Source organism: Primorskyibacter flagellatus (genome assembly GCF_048268605.1).
In the GTDB taxonomy this organism is placed as follows: domain Bacteria; phylum Pseudomonadota; class Alphaproteobacteria; order Rhodobacterales; family Rhodobacteraceae; genus Primorskyibacter; species Primorskyibacter flagellatus.
Genome location: NZ_JBLWVF010000008.1, coordinates 41,747 through 58,969, shown reverse-complemented (window position 1 = coordinate 58,969; position 17,223 = coordinate 41,747). Strand labels below are relative to the sequence as shown.

Here is a 17,223-nt window from a genome sequence, read left to right as displayed (position 1 = left end):
GATCTGATCGGGTTGGCGCACTTTCACCGATTTTCCGCCCGAAGGCCATGCCTTGGGTTCTGTGGCGGGTCAGGTGTCGCCAAGCAGCGCATCACGGTCAAGGGTGAAGCCCGATGCGATCCATTTCATTTCAAGCGATTTCAGCTTTTCGCCCAGCGCAGGGCCGGTCAATTCGGGCATCAAGTCCTTGGCCTTGATGGGAAATTTTTGGGAGGCTGCATCGGGGACGGTGCGCAACCATTGCGGGTCAATGGCAGAGTCGAACAGCGCCGCCCGCAGGATCAGAACCGAAAGGGCAGTGTCGGTGCCATAAAGGTAGCCCAGCGCCTCGGGGCTATCCATGTTGCCGATCAGATCCCCCAGCAACGCAAGTTGCTTGTGTTGTGCCTTTGACAGGCGCAGGGACTCGCCGTCGCGAAACCCCAAAGCGGCAAGGCGGCGCAGCGGATCGGTTGGAATGTTCAGACTGCCTTCGTGATGCACAAGCGGTGCCAGCGCCGTTGACACCGCGCCGGGCATGATCACCCGCAAAACGCCGGTGTGTTCCATGGCCGCAATCGCCGGGGCCGGGTCCGGGGCCGCCAGCAACTTGAGCATTTCCGACCCGACACGCTCTTTAGACAGTGTTTGCAGACCGTCGAGATTTGACGCGATTGCCGAAAGTGCCTCGGCATCAAAGCCCTGATCGGGGTCGCCATACCATGCTGCAAAGCGGAAGAAGCGCAGCGACCGCAGATAATCCTCGCGGATCCGATCGGTCGCATTCAGGATGAACCGTACCCGGCGCGCGCGTAGATCCGGCAGGCCGCCCAGCGGATCAATGACTTCTCCGGTCCGGTCCGCATACAGCGCGTTCATCGTCAGGTCGCGGCGCACGGCGTCTTCGGCAATATCGCCCGAAAAGGCGACCACGGCGCGGCGGCCATCCGTCTCTACATCGGCCCGAAACGTGGTGATCTCATGCGGGACGCCGTTCGAGATGACCGTAACCGTGCCATGCTCGATGCCGGTGGCAACGGTCTTCAGCCCAGCGCCTTCGGCCAGGGCCATGACCTGCTGTGGCAGGGCATTGGTGGAAATATCCATATCACTGACCGCCACGCCCAGCAGGTCATTGCGTACGCAGCCGCCTACGAAATAGGCCAGATAGCCACCGGCCTCCAGCATCTGCATGACTGCCTGCGTTTCGGGCGCAAGAAACCACGTGCCGGTCACGCGGGTCATCGCGACAACCGCTCTGCCAGACCGCGAAGAATGCGCGCGGTGGCCCCCCAGATGTAATAGGGTCCGAATGGCACGATATAATAATGACGCGTCTGGCCGCGCCAGCGGCGTCCCTGAATAGTGTAGTTTTCCGGCACCAAAAGGTGGTGCAACGGCACGCGAAAGACTTCGGCGACCTCGCCGGGTTCCGGGATCAGATCGAAGGGTTGGGAAATGATCCCGATGACCGGTGTGATGGTGAAGGACGTGACCGTCTCATGCGTGGGCAATGTCCCGACCACATCAACCAATTCGGTTGGCAGCCCGATCTCTTCGTGCGCTTCGCGCAGGGCGGCGGCGACAACATCGGCATCGGTGTCATCCTGCTTGCCACCGGGAAAGGAAATCTGACCCGGATGATGCTTCAGCGCCGAGGACCGCTTTGTGAGGATGATTTCCGGCCCGTCCGGCCCCTCAAGCACCGGAACAAGCACGCCGGCAGGCCGCAGCCTTCGACCCTCAGGCAGAACGACGCCGGGATTGAGGTCAAAATCCGATGATGCGGATCCCGACGGTTCAACCGCGCGACGCAGCAGTTTGAGGGTGTCAGTTGTCACCCTCGTCACCCTTTGCTTCGAAACCAACCGTCGACGGGTCGAGCACATAATGCGCGCCACAGAACTGGCAGTCCGCCGTGACCGTCCCCTCATCGGTGGTCATTTTCTCGATATCCCTGGCGGAATAGATCGACAGGCTTTGGCGCACGCGATCCTCCGAGCAGGTGCATCCGAACCGGACCGGCTGTGTATCGAACACGCGCGGATTTTCTTCGTGGAACAGCCGCACCAGCAGATCGGTCGCAGGCAGGCTGGGGCCGATCAGTTCAATGTCCTCGACCGTGTCCAGCAGAAGATTGGCCCGGTTCCAGTTTTCGCTGGCGTCGTCATCCAGAATATCGTCGGCCGCCAACAGGCCACCCTCGCCGGACCCGCCTTCGCCACCCGCTGCGGGGGACGCCTTGGGCATCGTCTGCAACATGATCCCGCCAGCGCGCCAATGTTCCGGCACGCCAGGTTCAGTCGACCGCCCGAAGCTGAGCGCGAACCGGGTCGGCAACTGCTCTGACTGAGCGAAATACGTCTCTGCGCAGTTGGAAAGCGTGGCACCCGTCAGCGGCGTGATGCCCTGATACGGCGTCATGCCCTTGCCCTGATCGATCATGATCGCGAAATAGCCTTCGCCCACGTTGTCGCGCGGCGGCCCGTCGGTCAGACGGTCGGCATCATAGCTGGCATAGGCGCGGATCTTGGCGGGTTCGCCTTCTTTTGTGGGGCCGTAGAAGTCGGTCGCGATCATGCGCACCGGGCCCTTGGACTGAACCTGTAACGACAGTTTCCATCGCAGCTTGATCGTCTGGCCGATCAAAGCGGTCAGCAACGCCATCTCGGCCACCAGCGCCTCGACCTGTGGCGGGTAGTCATGCTGTTTCAGGATTCCGTCCAGAACGCCGTCCAGCCGCGTGACCCGGCCGCGAATATCCGAACGGTCGAGTTGAAAGGGCAGGACGGTATCGTCCCAGGCGAGTTTAGAACCGAGTGTCATGGGGGTTTCCTTGGCCGTGGCGTGTTGGCATACAGCGACAATATAGGGACGGCAAGCAATCGGCCAAGGGGGCGGCAAATGACAAGACGGTTTGGCAACAGCCCCCTGCCCGGCAAGAACTATGTAGCCCGGCCCGGAGTCTACGCCATCCTGCCCGGCAAGCGCGGCTTGTTATTGACCCATCAATCACAACCGGAACCAGAGTTTCAGCTGCCCGGTGGCGGCATTGATCCGGGCGAATCGCCATTGCGCGCGCTGCATCGCGAGGTTTGGGAAGAGACCGGATGGACGATTGCACGGCCCCGCAGGCTGGGAGTATTCCGGCGTTTCACCTTCATGCCTGACTACGATATTTGGGCAGAGAAGATTTGTCCCGTCTATCTCGCGACCCCGGTTCGCAGTTGCGGGGACCCTGTAGAGCCGGATCACACGGCCTGTTGGATGAAACCACGCGATGCAATGGTCGAGCTGGCTAATGCCGGAGATCGGCATTTTGTTCGCCGGATGCTAGGATTGTGCTGAGATCTGATTGACCTCCGGACATCCGAATTCAAGCAATGCGGCTGACACGTCGTCAGTCAACTGACCCGGCGCTGCCATATCTTCGGCAAGCCGCGAGAACATATCCTGCAAATAGTCGGCACCCCTGCCGGTGTGGGGCGTCGAAGTTGCCAGCCGGTGCAGCCCGTCATCCTCCAGCATCCGCCCGTTTTTCATCACGCATTCCGGAAATCCATCAGAATAGAGCAATAGCCGATCACCGGGGGCGAGTCGGATCTCGGATTGGTCATATATCACGTCGTTTACGAGCCCCACGGGCACACCACCGCATCCGATGAATTCGGCACTGCCGTCAGCCCGCATGACCAACGGGTGCGGATGTCCGGCCTGAACAAGTTTCGCGACACCTGTGCGAAGATCGACCACGGCGTAGAGAAGCGTCAGATATTCCTCGACCCCGGCATCGGCATTCAATCGGTCGTTCAGCATGCGGGCGACAACGTCGGGCGGACGCAGCTTGAGACGGCCGTCCGTATCGCGCTCCATCGCGATGTTCTGGTCCGGAAAGGAACTGTTGAGATAGCCCGCCACCCGCGCCGTCATCATCGCAGACGTAATGCCGTGACCGGACACATCGATGCTGTAGAAGCCCAATTGCATGTCATCGGGGCTGAACATGCCGACAAGATCGCCGCCCACATGTCCACAGGGTTTGAGCAGAAGGGAGACACGGGACGCCCCGAAATCGCGGACCGTTTCGGGCATCAATGAGTCCTGGATCTTGCGAGCCTGTTTCAGATCCTTGTCGATGGCGTCATACAGGGTCTGCAACGTCCCCAGTGTTTCCGAAATCACGCGGTTCTTCTGGTTTAGCTCGCGTTCCATCTGCATGATCCGCGCGCCGGCGGTGATGCGGGCGCGCAGCTCTGCCGCATTCACGGGTTTGGTCAGAAAGTCGTCGGCACCGGCATCCAGCCCCCGCGCGATTTCATCCTTTTCGCCCTTGGATGTCAGAAGGATGAAATATCCATAGCTGTCGCGCGCCATCTGTCTGAATCGACGACAAAATTCCAACCCATCCATGCCGGGCATCATCCAGTCGGACAATACAAGGTCTGGCTGGTGGCTCTCGCACAGGACGATTGCCTCATCCCCTGATGCGGCCTCGATCACCTCCAGCCCCCATTTTCGCAACATGCTGGTGATAATTTTGCGTTGAAGCCTGCTGTCATCGACCACCAAAGCCATGCGCAGCGTTGCGCTGCCCGCCATTGCCTTGAGTGAATTATCCACCGCCGTGGTCACAGGAGCGCCCTTCATCTGCGTGTTCGATTTCATGCGTTCGGGTTTAGGGCAGTGCTGATTAAACTTTGGTGAATCCCACCCCTAAAAACCCGCAACAATTTCTTAGTATTTGTCCGATACCGTTCTGGCAGGAGGCCACGATGATAGATTGGCAGCGCATATCAGAGCTTCGCGACGAAATCGGCGCGGACGATTTCGATGAGGTGGTTGACCTGTTTCTGGCAGAGGTGGAGGAGACGCTTGAAGCCTTGCCAAATGCCGAAAACTCACAGCTTGAGCCGATGTTGCATCTGCTCAAGGGCAGTGCGCTGAATCTTGGATTTCAGGCCTTTGCAAACCGGTGTCTTGAAGGCGAAGCCGCAGCACGCGCCGACAGGCCGGAAGAGATAGACCGCGATGCGATCAGACAGCTATATGACGCCTCGCGCAGCGCCTTTCTGCAACAGATCACGGCCTGACCTGCTGTGACCTCTGCCCGCTTGCTGCCTTCGCCCTCCCATCCGGCCCGCTCAACGCAGGGTCAAATGACGAATTGCGCCAATGTCTCGTCGTTGGTGATGTCAGTATAGGTGAAGCCTGCGGCGTCCAGCTTCGCAAGAAAAGCCCCAAAGCTCGACGCGTCGCGGGTTTCGATGCCGATCAGAACAGAGCCGAAGTTCCGCGCAGACTTCTTGAGATACTCGAACCGCGCAATGTCATCTTCGGGACCAAGGAAGTTCAGAAACTCTTTCAACGCGCCGGGCCGCTGCGGCATTCGCAGGATGAAGTATTTCTTCAGCCCCTGATAACGCTGCGCCCGCTCTTTGACCTCGGGCAGACGCTCGAAATCGAAATTTCCGCCGGAAGTGACGCACACCACGCGCCGCCCGCGGATTGCATGGCCCAGATCACGCAGCGCATCGACGGCCAAAGCGCCCGCGGGTTCCAGAACGATCCCCTCGACGTTCAGCATTTCCAACATGGTGACGCAAAGCCGGTCCTCCGGAATGGTCAGTGAGTTGGCCAGACCGACACCTTTGAGGCGGGCAAATGTCCGTTCGCCAATCTGCCCGACAGCAGCCCCGTCGGCAAAGGTGTTAACGGAGTCGAGCTTGACCGGCTGACCCATCTGCAAGGCCGCGTGAAGACAGGCCCCGCCTGCGGGCTCCACAAAAGTATATTGCACATCCGTCCCGAAATAGCTGAGCACGCCGGAGGATAGACCACCGCCGCCAACCGGCAGCATCAGATGATCGGGCTTGCCGCCTAACTGCTCCTCAATCTCTACCGCGACAGAGGCCTGACCTTCGATAACGTCCTCATCGTCAAATGGCGACAGGAAATGTCCGTTGGTCTCCGTGCAATAGGTCTGCGCAGCACGAAGCGTGTCGTCGAAATAGTCGCCGGTCAGCTGGATCTCGATGTTATTGCCACCAAACATCCGTGTCTTCTGGATCTTCTGTTGCGGCGTCGTCACCGGCATGTAGATCACACCGCGCTTGCCAAAGTGGCGACACATGAACGCGACACCCTGCGCGTGATTGCCGGCACTGGCGCAGACAAAAACCGGCGCATCGGGTTGCTTGCGCATCGCGTTGAACGCCCCGCGCAGCTTGTAGCTGCGCACAGGCGACAGATCCTCGCGTTTCAACCAGACTTCGCATCCGTAGGTTTCCGACAGATGCGCGTTCAGCAGCAACGGGGTTGGCGGAAAAACGTCGCGCATTGCGCTGGTGGCGTCACGCGCCTTTTTGATGAAATCAGTCATCTTCGATCAGTGTCCCATGATGGCAAACGAGGCAAGCCTAGTCGATGCTGCGGCCTTCGATGAAATGACCGTAGACTGTGGTCAGCAGCGAGATACCGATGATTGTCACAAACCAGTTCACCACCAGAATATAGATCAAATTGATGGTCGACCCCGGATCACTGTTCAGCAGGCTTGGCAGCACCACGATCAGCGTTGCGACGCTGACGACAACTCCCAGAACCACGAAGGTCGAGGCCTGATCCCGTGTCGCCGCCCATGCCTCGCCCAGGGTCAGGTTTTTGCCGATTGCGCAGGCCGGCAGGATCGACCCGAAACGGAAAAACAGGACCGAAGCAAGACCAATGGCCACCGGAACGATCAGCACCGTCAATGGCGGCGCGATGGCACCGATCATGGCAAGTGGCATCGAGGCAATGAGAACCCCGACGGCGACGATGATCCCGATCAATATCGAACGCCCGAAATAGCCAAGCATCTTGCCGCCATGCATACGGGGCAGATACCCCTCGGGATAGTCCTCTGCCAGAACAAAACGATGCCAGGCGACAGCGATCCAAAGACTTGCCACGAGGCCGAGCATGTTGAGGACCATCGTCATCACGGCATATTGCCCCGTCCCGGTCGGGAAAGTGCCGTCGTTGATCGCGCTGGCCATATCGGCATTGAGATAGCCATACACCTGGGCCGCGATCGAAACGAGGTAAAGAACCATGGAAATTCGGAACGCTGCGCCAAGGTTGTTGAACACCAAGCGAACCGAATGGACGAAAATCTGCCAACCCAACATCGAAAACTCCTGCACCATGTGCGCTTGTGCTAGCACGCGAGCCCGCCGCCGCCAATGCCACCATCTTGTGCTGCGCAACAAAACCCGCTATCCGCCCCGCGATACTGAACAAGGAAGTGCTGCCCATGTCCGCGCCCAAGAAAGTTGTTCTGGCCTATTCCGGTGGCCTCGATACCTCGATCATCCTGAAATGGTTGCAGACCGAATATGGCTGCGAGGTTGTTACCTTCACCGCCGATCTGGGTCAGGGCGAAGAGCTGGAACCCGCCCGCAAGAAGGCCGAGATGATGGGCATCAAGCCCGAGAACATCTTTATTGAAGATGTGCGCGAGGAATTCGTGCGCGATTTCGTCTTCCCGATGTTCCGCGCCAACGCTGTATATGAGGGTCTGTACCTGCTGGGCACGTCGATTGCGCGGCCGCTGATTTCCAAGCGTCTGGTCGAGATTGCAGAAGCCACCGGCGCCGATGCCGTGGCCCATGGTGCGACGGGCAAGGGCAACGATCAGGTCCGGTTTGAACTTTGCGCCTATGCGCTGAACCCCGACATCAAGGTGATCGCACCCTGGCGGGAATGGGATCTCAGCTCGCGCACCAAGCTGCTGGCCTTTGCAGAGGAAAACCAGATCCCGATCGCCAAGGACAAGCGCGGCGAGGCGCCCTTCTCTGTCGATGCGAACCTGCTGCACACCTCGTCCGAGGGCAAGGTGCTGGAAGATCCCGCGCAGGACGCGCCCGATTACGTCTACCAACGCACCGTCAATCCAGAGGATGCGCCCAACACGCCCGAATTTATCGAGATCACCTTCGAAAAGGGCGATCCCGTTGCGATCAATGGCGAAGCGATGTCGCCTGCCACCATCCTGACCAAGCTGAACGAATATGGCGGCAAGCATGGGATCGGTCGGCTTGATCTGGTCGAGGGTCGTTTCGTCGGCATGAAATCGCGCGGGATCTATGAAACTCCCGGCGGCACCATTCTGCTGGAGGCCCATCGCGGCATCGAGCAGATCACGCTGGACCGGGGTGCAGCGCATCTGAAAGACGAGCTGATGCCGCGCTATGCAGAGATCATCTATAACGGCTTCTGGTTCTCGCCCGAACGCGAAATGCTGCAAGCGCTGATCGACAAGAGCCAGGAACATGTCACCGGCACCGTGCGGCTGAAGCTGTACAAAGGTCTTGCGCGCACAGTTGGCCGCTGGTCCGATCACTCGCTGTATTCCGAGGCACATGTGACGTTCGAGGATGACGCAGGTGCCTACGACCAGAAGGACGCGGCCGGGTTCATTCAACTGAATGCGCTGCGCCTGAAACTGCTCGCGGCGCGGAACAAGCGACTTAAGGGCTAACAAATCCCGCATGTTGAAACGAGCATGGCCGGCCCTTTCGGGGCCGGCCATCTTCGTTTGTACTGGTTACCAAGTGTACTCGTTATCAACGCGATTTAGCTTATTCGGCCGTGACGACCGTCATTACCAAGTTTCCGTCCGGCTTGATCGGTCCGTCTTCCGTCGCGCCCAAGGTGTATTCAAAAACGCCGGTCGACATGCCGCCCGCTTCGGAGTGGACCATAAGCATCAACATCTCGCCCGACTTGACTTCCTCTGTCAGGATCGCGGCCACATCGACATTCTCGCCGCCACGCAGGGGCGCATAGCCCACAACCGGACCGGGCTTCATTTCTGCATCTGTGCGGTGAACAACCAGCCATCCATTTTCGGCGGCCTGAACCATATCGGCGCTTACGATGCCGTTGGCAACGCTTTGGTCAGACGCTTCAACCATTGGTGCCATGGAATGCGACGCGGCAAAGGCTGTGCTGGCGGCAAGCATAGCGGCAGGGGCGAGGATCAGAAACTTGTTCATTTTTAACTCCGTGTCTGGTTTTCGCCGCAATGCGCTGCGGCGTATGACCTAGTCACGGACAGAACACCTAATTAGTTTCACGCCGCTGAAGAAAAATCCCTACAAAGCGTATCGGCGCATCTTTTCATAGGCAGGCAAGGCGGCTTCCACCAAAGCAGCCAAGCTGTCTGTGACCTCTGGAAGTGGCCCTTCGGGCCCCGCGAAACCGACTGATTCATGTACCGCGCCGTACCAAACGGGCGCCCAGACGCCGTCAAAGGGTTTTGCCCCGGCTGGCCATTCCAGCATCGCGGGGTCAAAGCTCAGCCCCAGTTCGGCGCAAAGCTTGCGCAACATGCCCTCGGGATTGTCCCGAATATCGGCACTGTCCAAGACCAGCGGCTTATGTCCAATGGCAGTGATTTCGTCGAACAGGTCTGCCTGCTGAACAAAACCGATGTCATCCAGAGTTGGATTTTCGTATTTCGCGGCAAAACTGGCAACAACGCGTGCCGGATGGCGGATCAGAAAGACGTTGGCGACCTTGCCCAGCCAGTCACGCGGCACCCCTTCAATCATGTGCTGGGCCATATGCTTATGATAGACGTGAGGGGCATTGTCCGGGTTCGGCCCAAGCAAGCCATGCACGACCTTCGCCGGATCTGTAGATTGCGACGCAATGATATCCCTGCGCATCGGATGGGCCAGACCGGTCTGCGCCAGATAGGCCGCATAAAATGGCTCGTCCACCGCCGCAAAGTCCGAACGGTTCCCGAACGCATACATCATTGCCGTCGAAAGATTGCGCGGCCCCGACCACATCGCGATTTTCATAGCACCTCCAACAGCTGTTTACGGCCACGCTAGATCCGGGCGGACGCAAAGCCAAGGCAGTAAAGTCGCGTCACCAATGCGTGACAAGCCATGACAATGACTGGACGTGGGGGGCGCCCTGCTGGCACGGTTATGCGCAACGGAGGTACGTTACCATGAACCTATTTTTAAAATTCAAGCCCTTGCTGTTGTCCGTGCTGATCATTGCGGGACTGACACTGCAAACCCATGAAGCGCAGGCCGGCCCGAACAAGACCATAACCCTCGCCGGCGGTTGCTTCTGGTGTGTCGAGGCCGATTTCGAAAAAGTGCCCGGCGTGATTTCTGCCGTGTCCGGCTATACCGGCGGCACTGTCAAAAACCCGACCTACAAGCAGGTCACACGCGGTGGCACCGGCCATTACGAGGCCGTGCAGATCACCTATGATGCGGGTCGCGTAAGTCTGGATAGTCTGCTTTCAGCGTTTTTCCGTAGCATCGATCCCACCGATGCAGGCGGGCAGTTCTGCGACCGGGGCGAAAGCTATCGCACCGCGATTTTCGTCTCTGACAAGGCCGAAAACGCTGCTGCAACGAAGGCGAAAACAGACGCACAGGCAGCCCTTGGCAAGGAGGTGGTGACGCCGATCCTGAATGCAAAGCCGTTCTACAAGGCCGAGGATTATCATCAGGGCTATTACGAAGGGACCAGTCTGGTTCTGACCCGCTTTGGTCCGTTGAGCCAAGCCAAGGCATATAAGCGCTATCGTGATGCGTGCGGGCGCGATGAGCGTGTCAAACAGCTTTGGGGCGATGCTGCACCATTTGCAGGATAACCGCTAAGATATGTCGTCCTGAATATCTTTCAGGTCGGGAATAACATCCGCCGCGCCAAGCCTTGTGACTTGAAGCGCGGCGGCGCGGGTCGCTTGTGAAATTGCCTGCGCCATCGGCAAGCCGCGATCAAGCCCCGCCAAAACATAGCCGGTAAACGTATCGCCAGCGCCTGTTGTATCGACAACCTCGACGGGCAGCGCTGGAAAGTCCCGGCAGTCGCCTGTTTCCGTCTGGTGCCAACGGCTGCCCTTTGCCCCCAAGGTGACGATGACATCGCGCACGGGTAGGCTTGCTGGTGCAAGGCCGGTGGCATCCTGCAATTGGGCGGCCTCCACCTCGTTGAGAATGAGGAAATCACAGAAGCCCAGCACTGCTTCGACCGCGTCCGCCTGAAAAGGTGCTGCGGCATAGGCGACCTTCATGCCCTTGGCCGCAGCAAGTTTTGCGGCCTCTACCTGGGCGTTGGTCTCATTCTGCATCAACAGCGTGTCGTCGGGGCCTGCCTTGGCCAGCGAGTCTTCCAGCATCTGAGTCGAAATCAGTCGGTTTGTGCCCGCATAGAGAATGATCGTGTTCTCGCCATCATCATCGACATAGATGATCGCGTGGCCCGAGGCGTCCCGATCCAGAACAGAAATGCCGCGCGTATCGACGCCGTATTCCAACAAACGGTCCCGCGCCCAGACACCATCCTGACCGACAGCGCCGATATGCACGACATGGGCCGCCGCGCGGGCCGCAGCCACCGACATATTCGTGCCTTTTCCACCCAAACCCCGGCTCATCGAGCCGCAGGAAAGCGTCTCTCCGGGGCTGGGCAGATGCGGTACGCGGTAGACGATATCGGCGTTGATAGAACCCAAGTTGAAGATCGTCACAGGTCCGCTCCTTGTCGCTTGCTATGTAGAGTGCCGCCGATCACCCGACCTTGCAAGCGGCCAGCACGGCCATGTTCAGAATATCGTTGGCCGTTGAAACGGACGAGCAGATCTGAATCGACTCACCGATCCCTGCCAGAATTGGCCCGATGACAGTGGCACCCGCCATTTCCTGCATCAGTTTTGTCGAGATCGACGCCGAGTGCCGCGCCGGAACAACCAGAATATTGGCAGGGCCGGTCAGCCGCGAGAACGGGTAATTCTCTTGCGACCGGGTATTAAGCGCCACATCCACGGTCATCTCGCCTTCGTATTCAAAGCTGACGCCGCGCCGGTCGAGCACTTTGGGCGCCTTATGCATCTTTTCGGCACGCTCGGACACCGGATAGCCAAAGGTCGAGAAGCTGACAAAAGCCACGCGTGGTTCCAGCCCCAGATGCCGTGCAACATCGGCACTGCGCTCTGCAATCGTGGCAAGATCCTCTTCATCCGGCCATTCATGCACCAACGTGTCAGAGATCATCACGATCCGACCCTTGTGAAGCAGCGCGGTCACGCCAACCGCACCGTGCTGTGCGTCCGCGTCAAAAACGTGGTTGATCAATTCCATCACATGCGCGGACTTGCGGGTCGCGCCGGTGATCAGCCCGTCACCGTGGCCATGCGCCAGCATCAGCGCGGCAAAGACATGCCGGTCGCGCGTGGCAAGGCGGTGTATGTCCTGCCGATCATGGCCTTTACGTTGCAGCCTGTCGTAAAGAAACTCTTTGTAGGCTGGCAGGTGGCGCGTGTTCGCCGCGTTGACGATTTCCAACTCGCGGACCGCGTCGCCCATTCCGGCGGCTTCCAGCTTGGTCCTGACGTCATCTTGCCGACCGACGACCAGCGCCTTGCCCAGCCCATTGCGTTGATACATGACCGCAGCACGCAGCACCCGTGGATCATCCCCTTCGGCAAAGATCATACGGGCCTGAGCGGCACGGGCGCGGGCGTTGATGCCCCGCAGAATATTCGAGGTCGGATCCATCCGCGCCTTCAACGACGCCTCGTAGGCATCCATGTCGATGATGGGGCGCCGCGCGGCACCGGTGTCCATTCCGGCACGCGCCACCGCGGGCGGAATCCGGTGAATCAACCGGGGATCAAAGGGCGTCGGAATGATATAGTCCCGCCCGAAAGACAGGTTGCGCCCATAGGCCATCGCGACCTCGTCGGGCACATCTTCGCGGGCAAGCTCTGCCAAAGCTTCGGCGCAGGCGATTTTCATCTCGTCATTGATCGCGCGGGCATGGATGTCGAGCGCACCGCGAAACAGATACGGAAAGCCCAGAACATTGTTCACCTGATTGGGATAGTCCGACCGGCCGGTTGCCACGATGGCATCGGCGCGCACCTCATGCGCCTCTTCCGGGGTAATCTCGGGATCTGGGTTGGCCATCGCAAAGATCACCGGATCATCAGCCATCGAGGCGACCATATCCTGCGTCACCGCGCCTTTGGCGGACACACCAAGAAACACATCCGCACCCTTCATCGCCTCTTCCAGCGACCGCGCCTCAGTCTTGACCGCGTGGGCAGATTTCCACTGGTTCATGCCTTCGGTGCGGCCCTGATAGATCACGCCCTTGGTGTCGCACATGATGCAGTTTTCGTGCTTGGCACCCATCGACTTGACCAACTCAAGGCAGGCGATCCCCGCCGCACCGGCGCCGTTCAGCACGATCTTGCAGTTTTCGATCTTCTTGCCGGAAATATGCAGCGCATTGATCAAGCCTGCCGCACAGATCACAGCCGTCCCGTGTTGGTCGTCGTGAAAGACCGGGATGTCCATTTCTTCCTTGAGGCGCTGCTCGATGATGAAACACTCTGGCGCCTTGATATCCTCAAGGTTGATACCGCCAAATGTCGGCCCCATCAGCCGCACAGCGTTGCAGAACGCATCGGGATCTTCTGTATCCAGTTCAATGTCGATGGAATTCACGTCGGCGAAACGTTTAAACAAGACCGCCTTGCCTTCCATCACCGGCTTGGAGCCAAGCGCGCCAAGATTGCCCAGTCCCAGAACCGCCGTACCATTGGAGATCACGGCAACCAGATTGCCTTTGTTGGTATAATCATAAGCGGTTTCGGGGTTCGCGGCGATTTCCAGACAGGGAACGGCGACGCCCGGCGAATAGGCAAGGCTGAGGTCGCGTTGCGTGGTCATCGGCACGGTCGCGGTGATCTCAAACTTGCCGGGCGTGGGTTCCAGATGGAACGCAAGTGCCTCTTCGCGGGTGTATTTCTGTTTGACCATGCGCCTGTCTCTCCTGCTGGACGATTATTCGTGCTTAACGCAGCATGCAGCATGCCTCAACTGTCCTCGTTTTCGGCTTTTACCCGCAAGGCGTGCTTTGTAAGGTCGCGGTCTCAAATCAAGGGGGTTCGCATGGATGCGGCCGAAGCCACCGTCACGCCAATGATGGCACAGTTTCTGGAGATCAAGGCGCAATATCCCGATGCGCTGCTGTTCTACAGGATGGGCGACTTTTACGAGATGTTTTTCGAGGACGCCAAGCAGGCGGCCGAAGCGTTGGACATTGCGTTGACCAAACGCGGCAAGCACGCGGGTGACGACATTCCCATGTGCGGCGTTCCGGTCCATGCGGCCGAAGGCTATTTGCTGACGCTGATCCGCAAGGGGTTTCGCGTTGCGGTCTGCGAGCAGATGGAAAGCCCGGCAGAGGCAAAGAAGCGCGGCTATAAATCGGTGGTCAAACGCGATGTCGTGCGATTGGTGACGCCCGGAACGCTGACCGAAGAAAGCCTGTTGGAAGCACGGCGGCACAATTACCTCGCATCCGTGGCGATCATCCGCGACAGCGCGGCGTTGGCCTGGGCCGACATTTCCACCGGTGCGTTTAACGTGATGCCGCTGGAACAGAGCCGCATCGGTCCCGAAATGGCACGCCTGTTGCCGTCGGAGGTATTGGTGGCCGACGGCGCTGATCTGTCGGTCTACGAAGATCTTGGGATTGCCGCGACAGAGCTTTCGCGCGCCAGTTTTGACAGCGGCGGGGCCGAGAGCCGTCTTTGCGCGCTGTTCGGTGTGAAAACACTTGAATCCTATGGCAATTTCGACCGTGCGGAACTGTCTGCCATGGGGGCGCTGGTCGATTATCTGGATATTACCCAGAAGGGCCGGCTGCCGCTGCTCCGGCCACCGCAACGCGAGACTTTGTCGGGACTCATGCAGATTGATGCCGCCACGCGCCGCAATCTGGAACTGACACATGCCCTGTCTGGCGGACGCGCCGGGTCGTTGCTGTCGGTGATGGACCACACGGTGACCGCAGCGGGGGCGCGGTTGCTGGAACGGCGGATCTCCAGCCCCTCACGCGATCTGACGTCGATCCACAATCGGCTGGATGCTGTTGATTGGGCAGTCGATGCAGACGAACAGAGACTGTTCCTGCGGGATACGCTTCGCAGTGTTCCGGATCTGGACCGTGCACTATCAAGACTTGCGCTGGATCGTGGTGGCCCAAGAGATCTGGCCGCAATTCGGAACGGCCTTACGCAAGCGGACACAATTGCAGGCAGTTTGGCCACCGGTTTACCTGACCTTCTAAGCGATGCTGCGCGTGATCTGGGTGGCCATCAGGATCTTTTGCTACTGCTTAATGAGGCATTGATCGCAGAGCCGCCGCTGCTGTCTCGCGACGGCGGATTCATCGCAGAAGGTTATGCGCCAGAGTTGGACGAGGCGCGCACCCTGCGCGACGAAGGGCGCAGCGTGATTGCCGCCATGCAACAGGAATACGCGGCCCAGACCGGCATTGCTGCGCTGAAGATCAAGCATAACAACGTGCTTGGCTATTTCATTGAAACACCCGCGACGCATGCGGAAAAAATGCTATCCGCCCCGCTGTCGGATAAGTTCATCCATCGTCAGACCACGGCAAATCAGGTGCGTTTCACCACAGTCGAATTGAATGAGTTGGAAACACGCATTCTGAACGCTGGCGGGCAGGCGATCGAGATTGAAAAGCGGCTCTATGAAACGCTGAAACAGGCAATTCTTGAACAAGCCACACAGATCAGCGCAACCGCGCGGGCGTTGGCAGAGTTCGATCTTGCCTGTGGACTTGCTGATCTGGCATCCGCGCAGAACTGGGCGCGTCCAACTGTGGACAACTCGCGACTGTTTGAAATCGAAGGCGGCCGACATCCGGTGGTAGAGGCAGCCCTTGCGCGGCAGGGCGCTACATTCGTCGCCAATGATTGCGCGCTTCTGGCAGAGGCAGAGGCGCCGTCGATCCAATTGCTGACCGGCCCCAACATGGCGGGCAAATCCACCTATCTACGACAAAATGCACTGATCGCGCTTATCGCTCAGATGGGCAGCTATGTTCCGGCGGAACGGGCGCATATCGGCATCGTCAGCCAGATCTTCAGCCGCGTGGGCGCGTCGGATGATCTGGCCCGCGGACGGTCAACCTTTATGGTCGAGATGGTCGAAACGGCCGCGATCCTTAATCAGGCTGACGACCGGGCGCTGGTGATCCTCGACGAGATCGGGCGCGGAACCGCAACCTATGACGGGCTGTCCATTGCCTGGGCGACGCTGGAATACCTGCATGACGTGAACCGGGTGCGTGCCCTGTTCGCAACGCATTACCACGAGCTTACGGCGTTGGCGGGAAAACTTCCCGGCGTGGGAAACACGACCGTTGCCGTTAGGGAATGGAAGGGCGACGTGATCTTCCTGCACGAGGTGCGCAAAGGCGCCGCTGACAGATCTTACGGCGTGCAGGTTGCACAGCTTGCGGGCTTGCCGAGCGCAGTGATCGACCGGGCGCGGACAGTTCTTGATGCGTTGGAAAAAGGCGAGCGGGAACGCAGTTCCCCCAAAGCGTTGATCGACGATCTTCCGCTATTTGCCGCCGCGTCGCCCGCCCCCAGACAAGTTACCAAAACCTCTGCGGTCGAGGCACGTTTGACGGAGATCATGCCAGACGAGTTAAGCCCACGAGATGCGCTGCAAGCTCTCTACGAGCTTCGAGATCTTCTGGAGGGGGACTAGATCATATCGGTCGTGCAACCGAACGAAAAATGCCCCCGGATTGCCGGGGGCATTTTTTATCACATGGCTCTTTTTATCCAGCGAAGGACGACACGCCGACCTGGGCCGGCCGCAAGAGCCGATCGTATAGAAGGAACCCTTCTGCGGAGACTTGAATGATCTCGCCGGACTTTGTGCCCGGCAGAGGTGCCTCAAACATCGCCTCATGCAGTTTGGGATCGAATTTCTCGCCAACCTCTGGCGAGACAACCTCTATTCCGTGCTTCTTGAACACGTTCCGAAGTTCTCGGAGCGTCAATTCAACACCTTCGATCAGTGCGGTGTTTTTCTCGGCCGCATCTTCGGATGTTCCCAGGGCCCGCTGAAGGTTATCGTAAACCGGCAACAAATCGCGGGCCAGTTTCGAACCGCCATATCGCTCTGCCTCGCGCCGGTCCTTTTCAGACCGTTTCCGCGAATTTTCGGCATCGGCCAACGCACGCATGAAACGATCGCGCAATTCATCGCGCTCGGCCCGCAACGCGTCCAGCTCTATTGCCTCGTCATCATCTTCCGCCATCACATCTGCATATTCTTCTTCTTCAGTCGAATCGATGTCATCCAGGAAGTCTTCTTCCTTCGGGTCTGCCATTCT

General features: G+C 59.0%; 16 protein-coding genes. 5 read left to right on the top strand and 11 right to left on the bottom strand.

Going from position 1 to position 17,223, the window contains the following annotated elements:
* Positions 1–69: 69 nt before the first annotated feature.
* The 3 genes from ACN0WV_RS10810 to hslO are packed head-to-tail and all read right to left on the bottom strand — an operon-like array spanning position 70 to position 2,805.
* Positions 70–1,224 (bottom strand): CCA tRNA nucleotidyltransferase, encoded by a 1,155-nt coding sequence (locus ACN0WV_RS10810; RefSeq protein WP_417605676.1) that lies wholly within the window; start codon positions 1,222–1,224, stop codon positions 70–72.
* The gene (locus ACN0WV_RS10805; RefSeq protein ID WP_417605674.1) at positions 1,221–1,820 is read right to left on the bottom strand and encodes a CoA pyrophosphatase; all 600 of its coding nucleotides are present in this window, start codon (positions 1,818–1,820) and stop codon (positions 1,221–1,223) included. Before ACN0WV_RS10805 ends, ACN0WV_RS10810 begins: the two co-directional genes overlap by 4 nt.
* The gene (gene hslO / locus ACN0WV_RS10800) at positions 1,810–2,805 is read right to left on the bottom strand and encodes an Hsp33 family molecular chaperone HslO (RefSeq protein WP_417605672.1); all 996 of its coding nucleotides are present in this window, start codon (positions 2,803–2,805) and stop codon (positions 1,810–1,812) included. Before hslO ends, ACN0WV_RS10805 begins: the two co-directional genes overlap by 11 nt.
* 78 nt (positions 2,806–2,883) lie before the next feature.
* Here hslO and ACN0WV_RS10795 point away from each other — a divergent pair, with 78 nt between their 5' ends.
* Positions 2,884–3,327, top strand: coding sequence for an NUDIX hydrolase (locus ACN0WV_RS10795; protein WP_417605670.1), 444 nt, complete (start codon positions 2,884–2,886; stop codon positions 3,325–3,327).
* On the opposite strand, the gene ACN0WV_RS10790 is transcribed toward ACN0WV_RS10795, so the two are convergent.
* Positions 3,313–4,578, bottom strand: a complete 1,266-nt coding sequence (locus ACN0WV_RS10790; RefSeq protein WP_417605823.1) for a PP2C family protein-serine/threonine phosphatase — start codon at positions 4,576–4,578, stop codon at positions 3,313–3,315. The genes ACN0WV_RS10795 and ACN0WV_RS10790 overlap by 15 nt on opposite strands.
* Before the next feature lie 173 nt (positions 4,579–4,751).
* On the opposite strand from ACN0WV_RS10790, the gene ACN0WV_RS10785 reads away from it, so the two are divergent.
* Complete coding sequence (locus ACN0WV_RS10785; RefSeq protein ID WP_084350973.1) at positions 4,752–5,069, top strand: Hpt domain-containing protein; 318 nt, start codon at positions 4,752–4,754, stop codon at positions 5,067–5,069.
* Between the two features lie 62 nt (positions 5,070–5,131).
* Here the strand turns inward: ACN0WV_RS10785 and ilvA are convergent, their stop codons facing one another.
* Together ilvA and ACN0WV_RS10775 are read right to left on the bottom strand one after the other, a co-directional pair.
* Entirely contained in the window at positions 5,132–6,358 is a 1,227-nt protein-coding gene (ilvA, locus tag ACN0WV_RS10780) for a threonine ammonia-lyase IlvA (protein ID WP_417605668.1), read from the bottom strand.
* 37 nt (positions 6,359–6,395) lie between these two features.
* Positions 6,396–7,148 (bottom strand): hypothetical protein, encoded by a 753-nt coding sequence (locus ACN0WV_RS10775; RefSeq protein WP_417605666.1) that lies wholly within the window; start codon positions 7,146–7,148, stop codon positions 6,396–6,398.
* Positions 7,149–7,273: 125 nt separating this feature from the next.
* Between ACN0WV_RS10775 and ACN0WV_RS10770 the strand changes: the two genes are divergently transcribed.
* A complete protein-coding gene (locus ACN0WV_RS10770; RefSeq protein WP_084350979.1) occupies positions 7,274–8,500 on the top strand; it encodes an argininosuccinate synthase in 1,227 nt (408 codons plus the stop codon).
* 100 nt (positions 8,501–8,600) lie between these two features.
* Here ACN0WV_RS10770 and ACN0WV_RS10765 read toward each other — a convergent pair whose 3' ends face one another.
* The gene (locus tag ACN0WV_RS10765) at positions 8,601–9,017 is read right to left on the bottom strand and encodes a DUF7282 domain-containing protein (RefSeq protein WP_417605665.1); all 417 of its coding nucleotides are present in this window, start codon (positions 9,015–9,017) and stop codon (positions 8,601–8,603) included.
* A gap of 99 nt (positions 9,018–9,116) precedes the next feature.
* Positions 9,117–9,830 (bottom strand): sulfotransferase-like domain-containing protein, encoded by a 714-nt coding sequence (locus tag ACN0WV_RS10760; protein WP_417605663.1) that lies wholly within the window; start codon positions 9,828–9,830, stop codon positions 9,117–9,119.
* A gap of 155 nt (positions 9,831–9,985) precedes the next feature.
* Between ACN0WV_RS10760 and msrA the strand changes: the two genes are divergently transcribed.
* Positions 9,986–10,645 (top strand): peptide-methionine (S)-S-oxide reductase MsrA, encoded by a 660-nt coding sequence (msrA, locus tag ACN0WV_RS10755; protein ID WP_417605661.1) that lies wholly within the window; start codon positions 9,986–9,988, stop codon positions 10,643–10,645.
* A 3-nt stretch (positions 10,646–10,648) separates the two neighbouring features.
* Here msrA and ACN0WV_RS10750 read toward each other — a convergent pair whose 3' ends face one another.
* A complete protein-coding gene (locus tag ACN0WV_RS10750) occupies positions 10,649–11,524 on the bottom strand; it encodes a ribokinase (protein WP_417605659.1) in 876 nt (291 codons plus the stop codon).
* Positions 11,525–11,564: 40 nt separating this feature from the next.
* Positions 11,565–13,820, bottom strand: coding sequence for an NADP-dependent malic enzyme (locus tag ACN0WV_RS10745; protein ID WP_417605657.1), 2,256 nt, complete (start codon positions 13,818–13,820; stop codon positions 11,565–11,567).
* 132 nt (positions 13,821–13,952) lie between these two features.
* Between ACN0WV_RS10745 and mutS the strand changes: the two genes are divergently transcribed.
* Positions 13,953–16,589 carry a DNA mismatch repair protein MutS gene (mutS, locus tag ACN0WV_RS10740; RefSeq protein WP_417605655.1) on the top strand — a complete coding sequence of 879 codons (2,637 nt, stop codon included), beginning with the start codon at positions 13,953–13,955 and terminating at the stop codon, positions 16,587–16,589.
* 73 nt (positions 16,590–16,662) lie between these two features.
* On the opposite strand, the gene ACN0WV_RS10735 is transcribed toward mutS, so the two are convergent.
* Entirely contained in the window at positions 16,663–17,220 is a 558-nt protein-coding gene (locus tag ACN0WV_RS10735; RefSeq protein WP_084350991.1) for a nucleotide exchange factor GrpE, read from the bottom strand.
* Between the last annotated feature and the right edge of the window lie 3 nt (positions 17,221–17,223).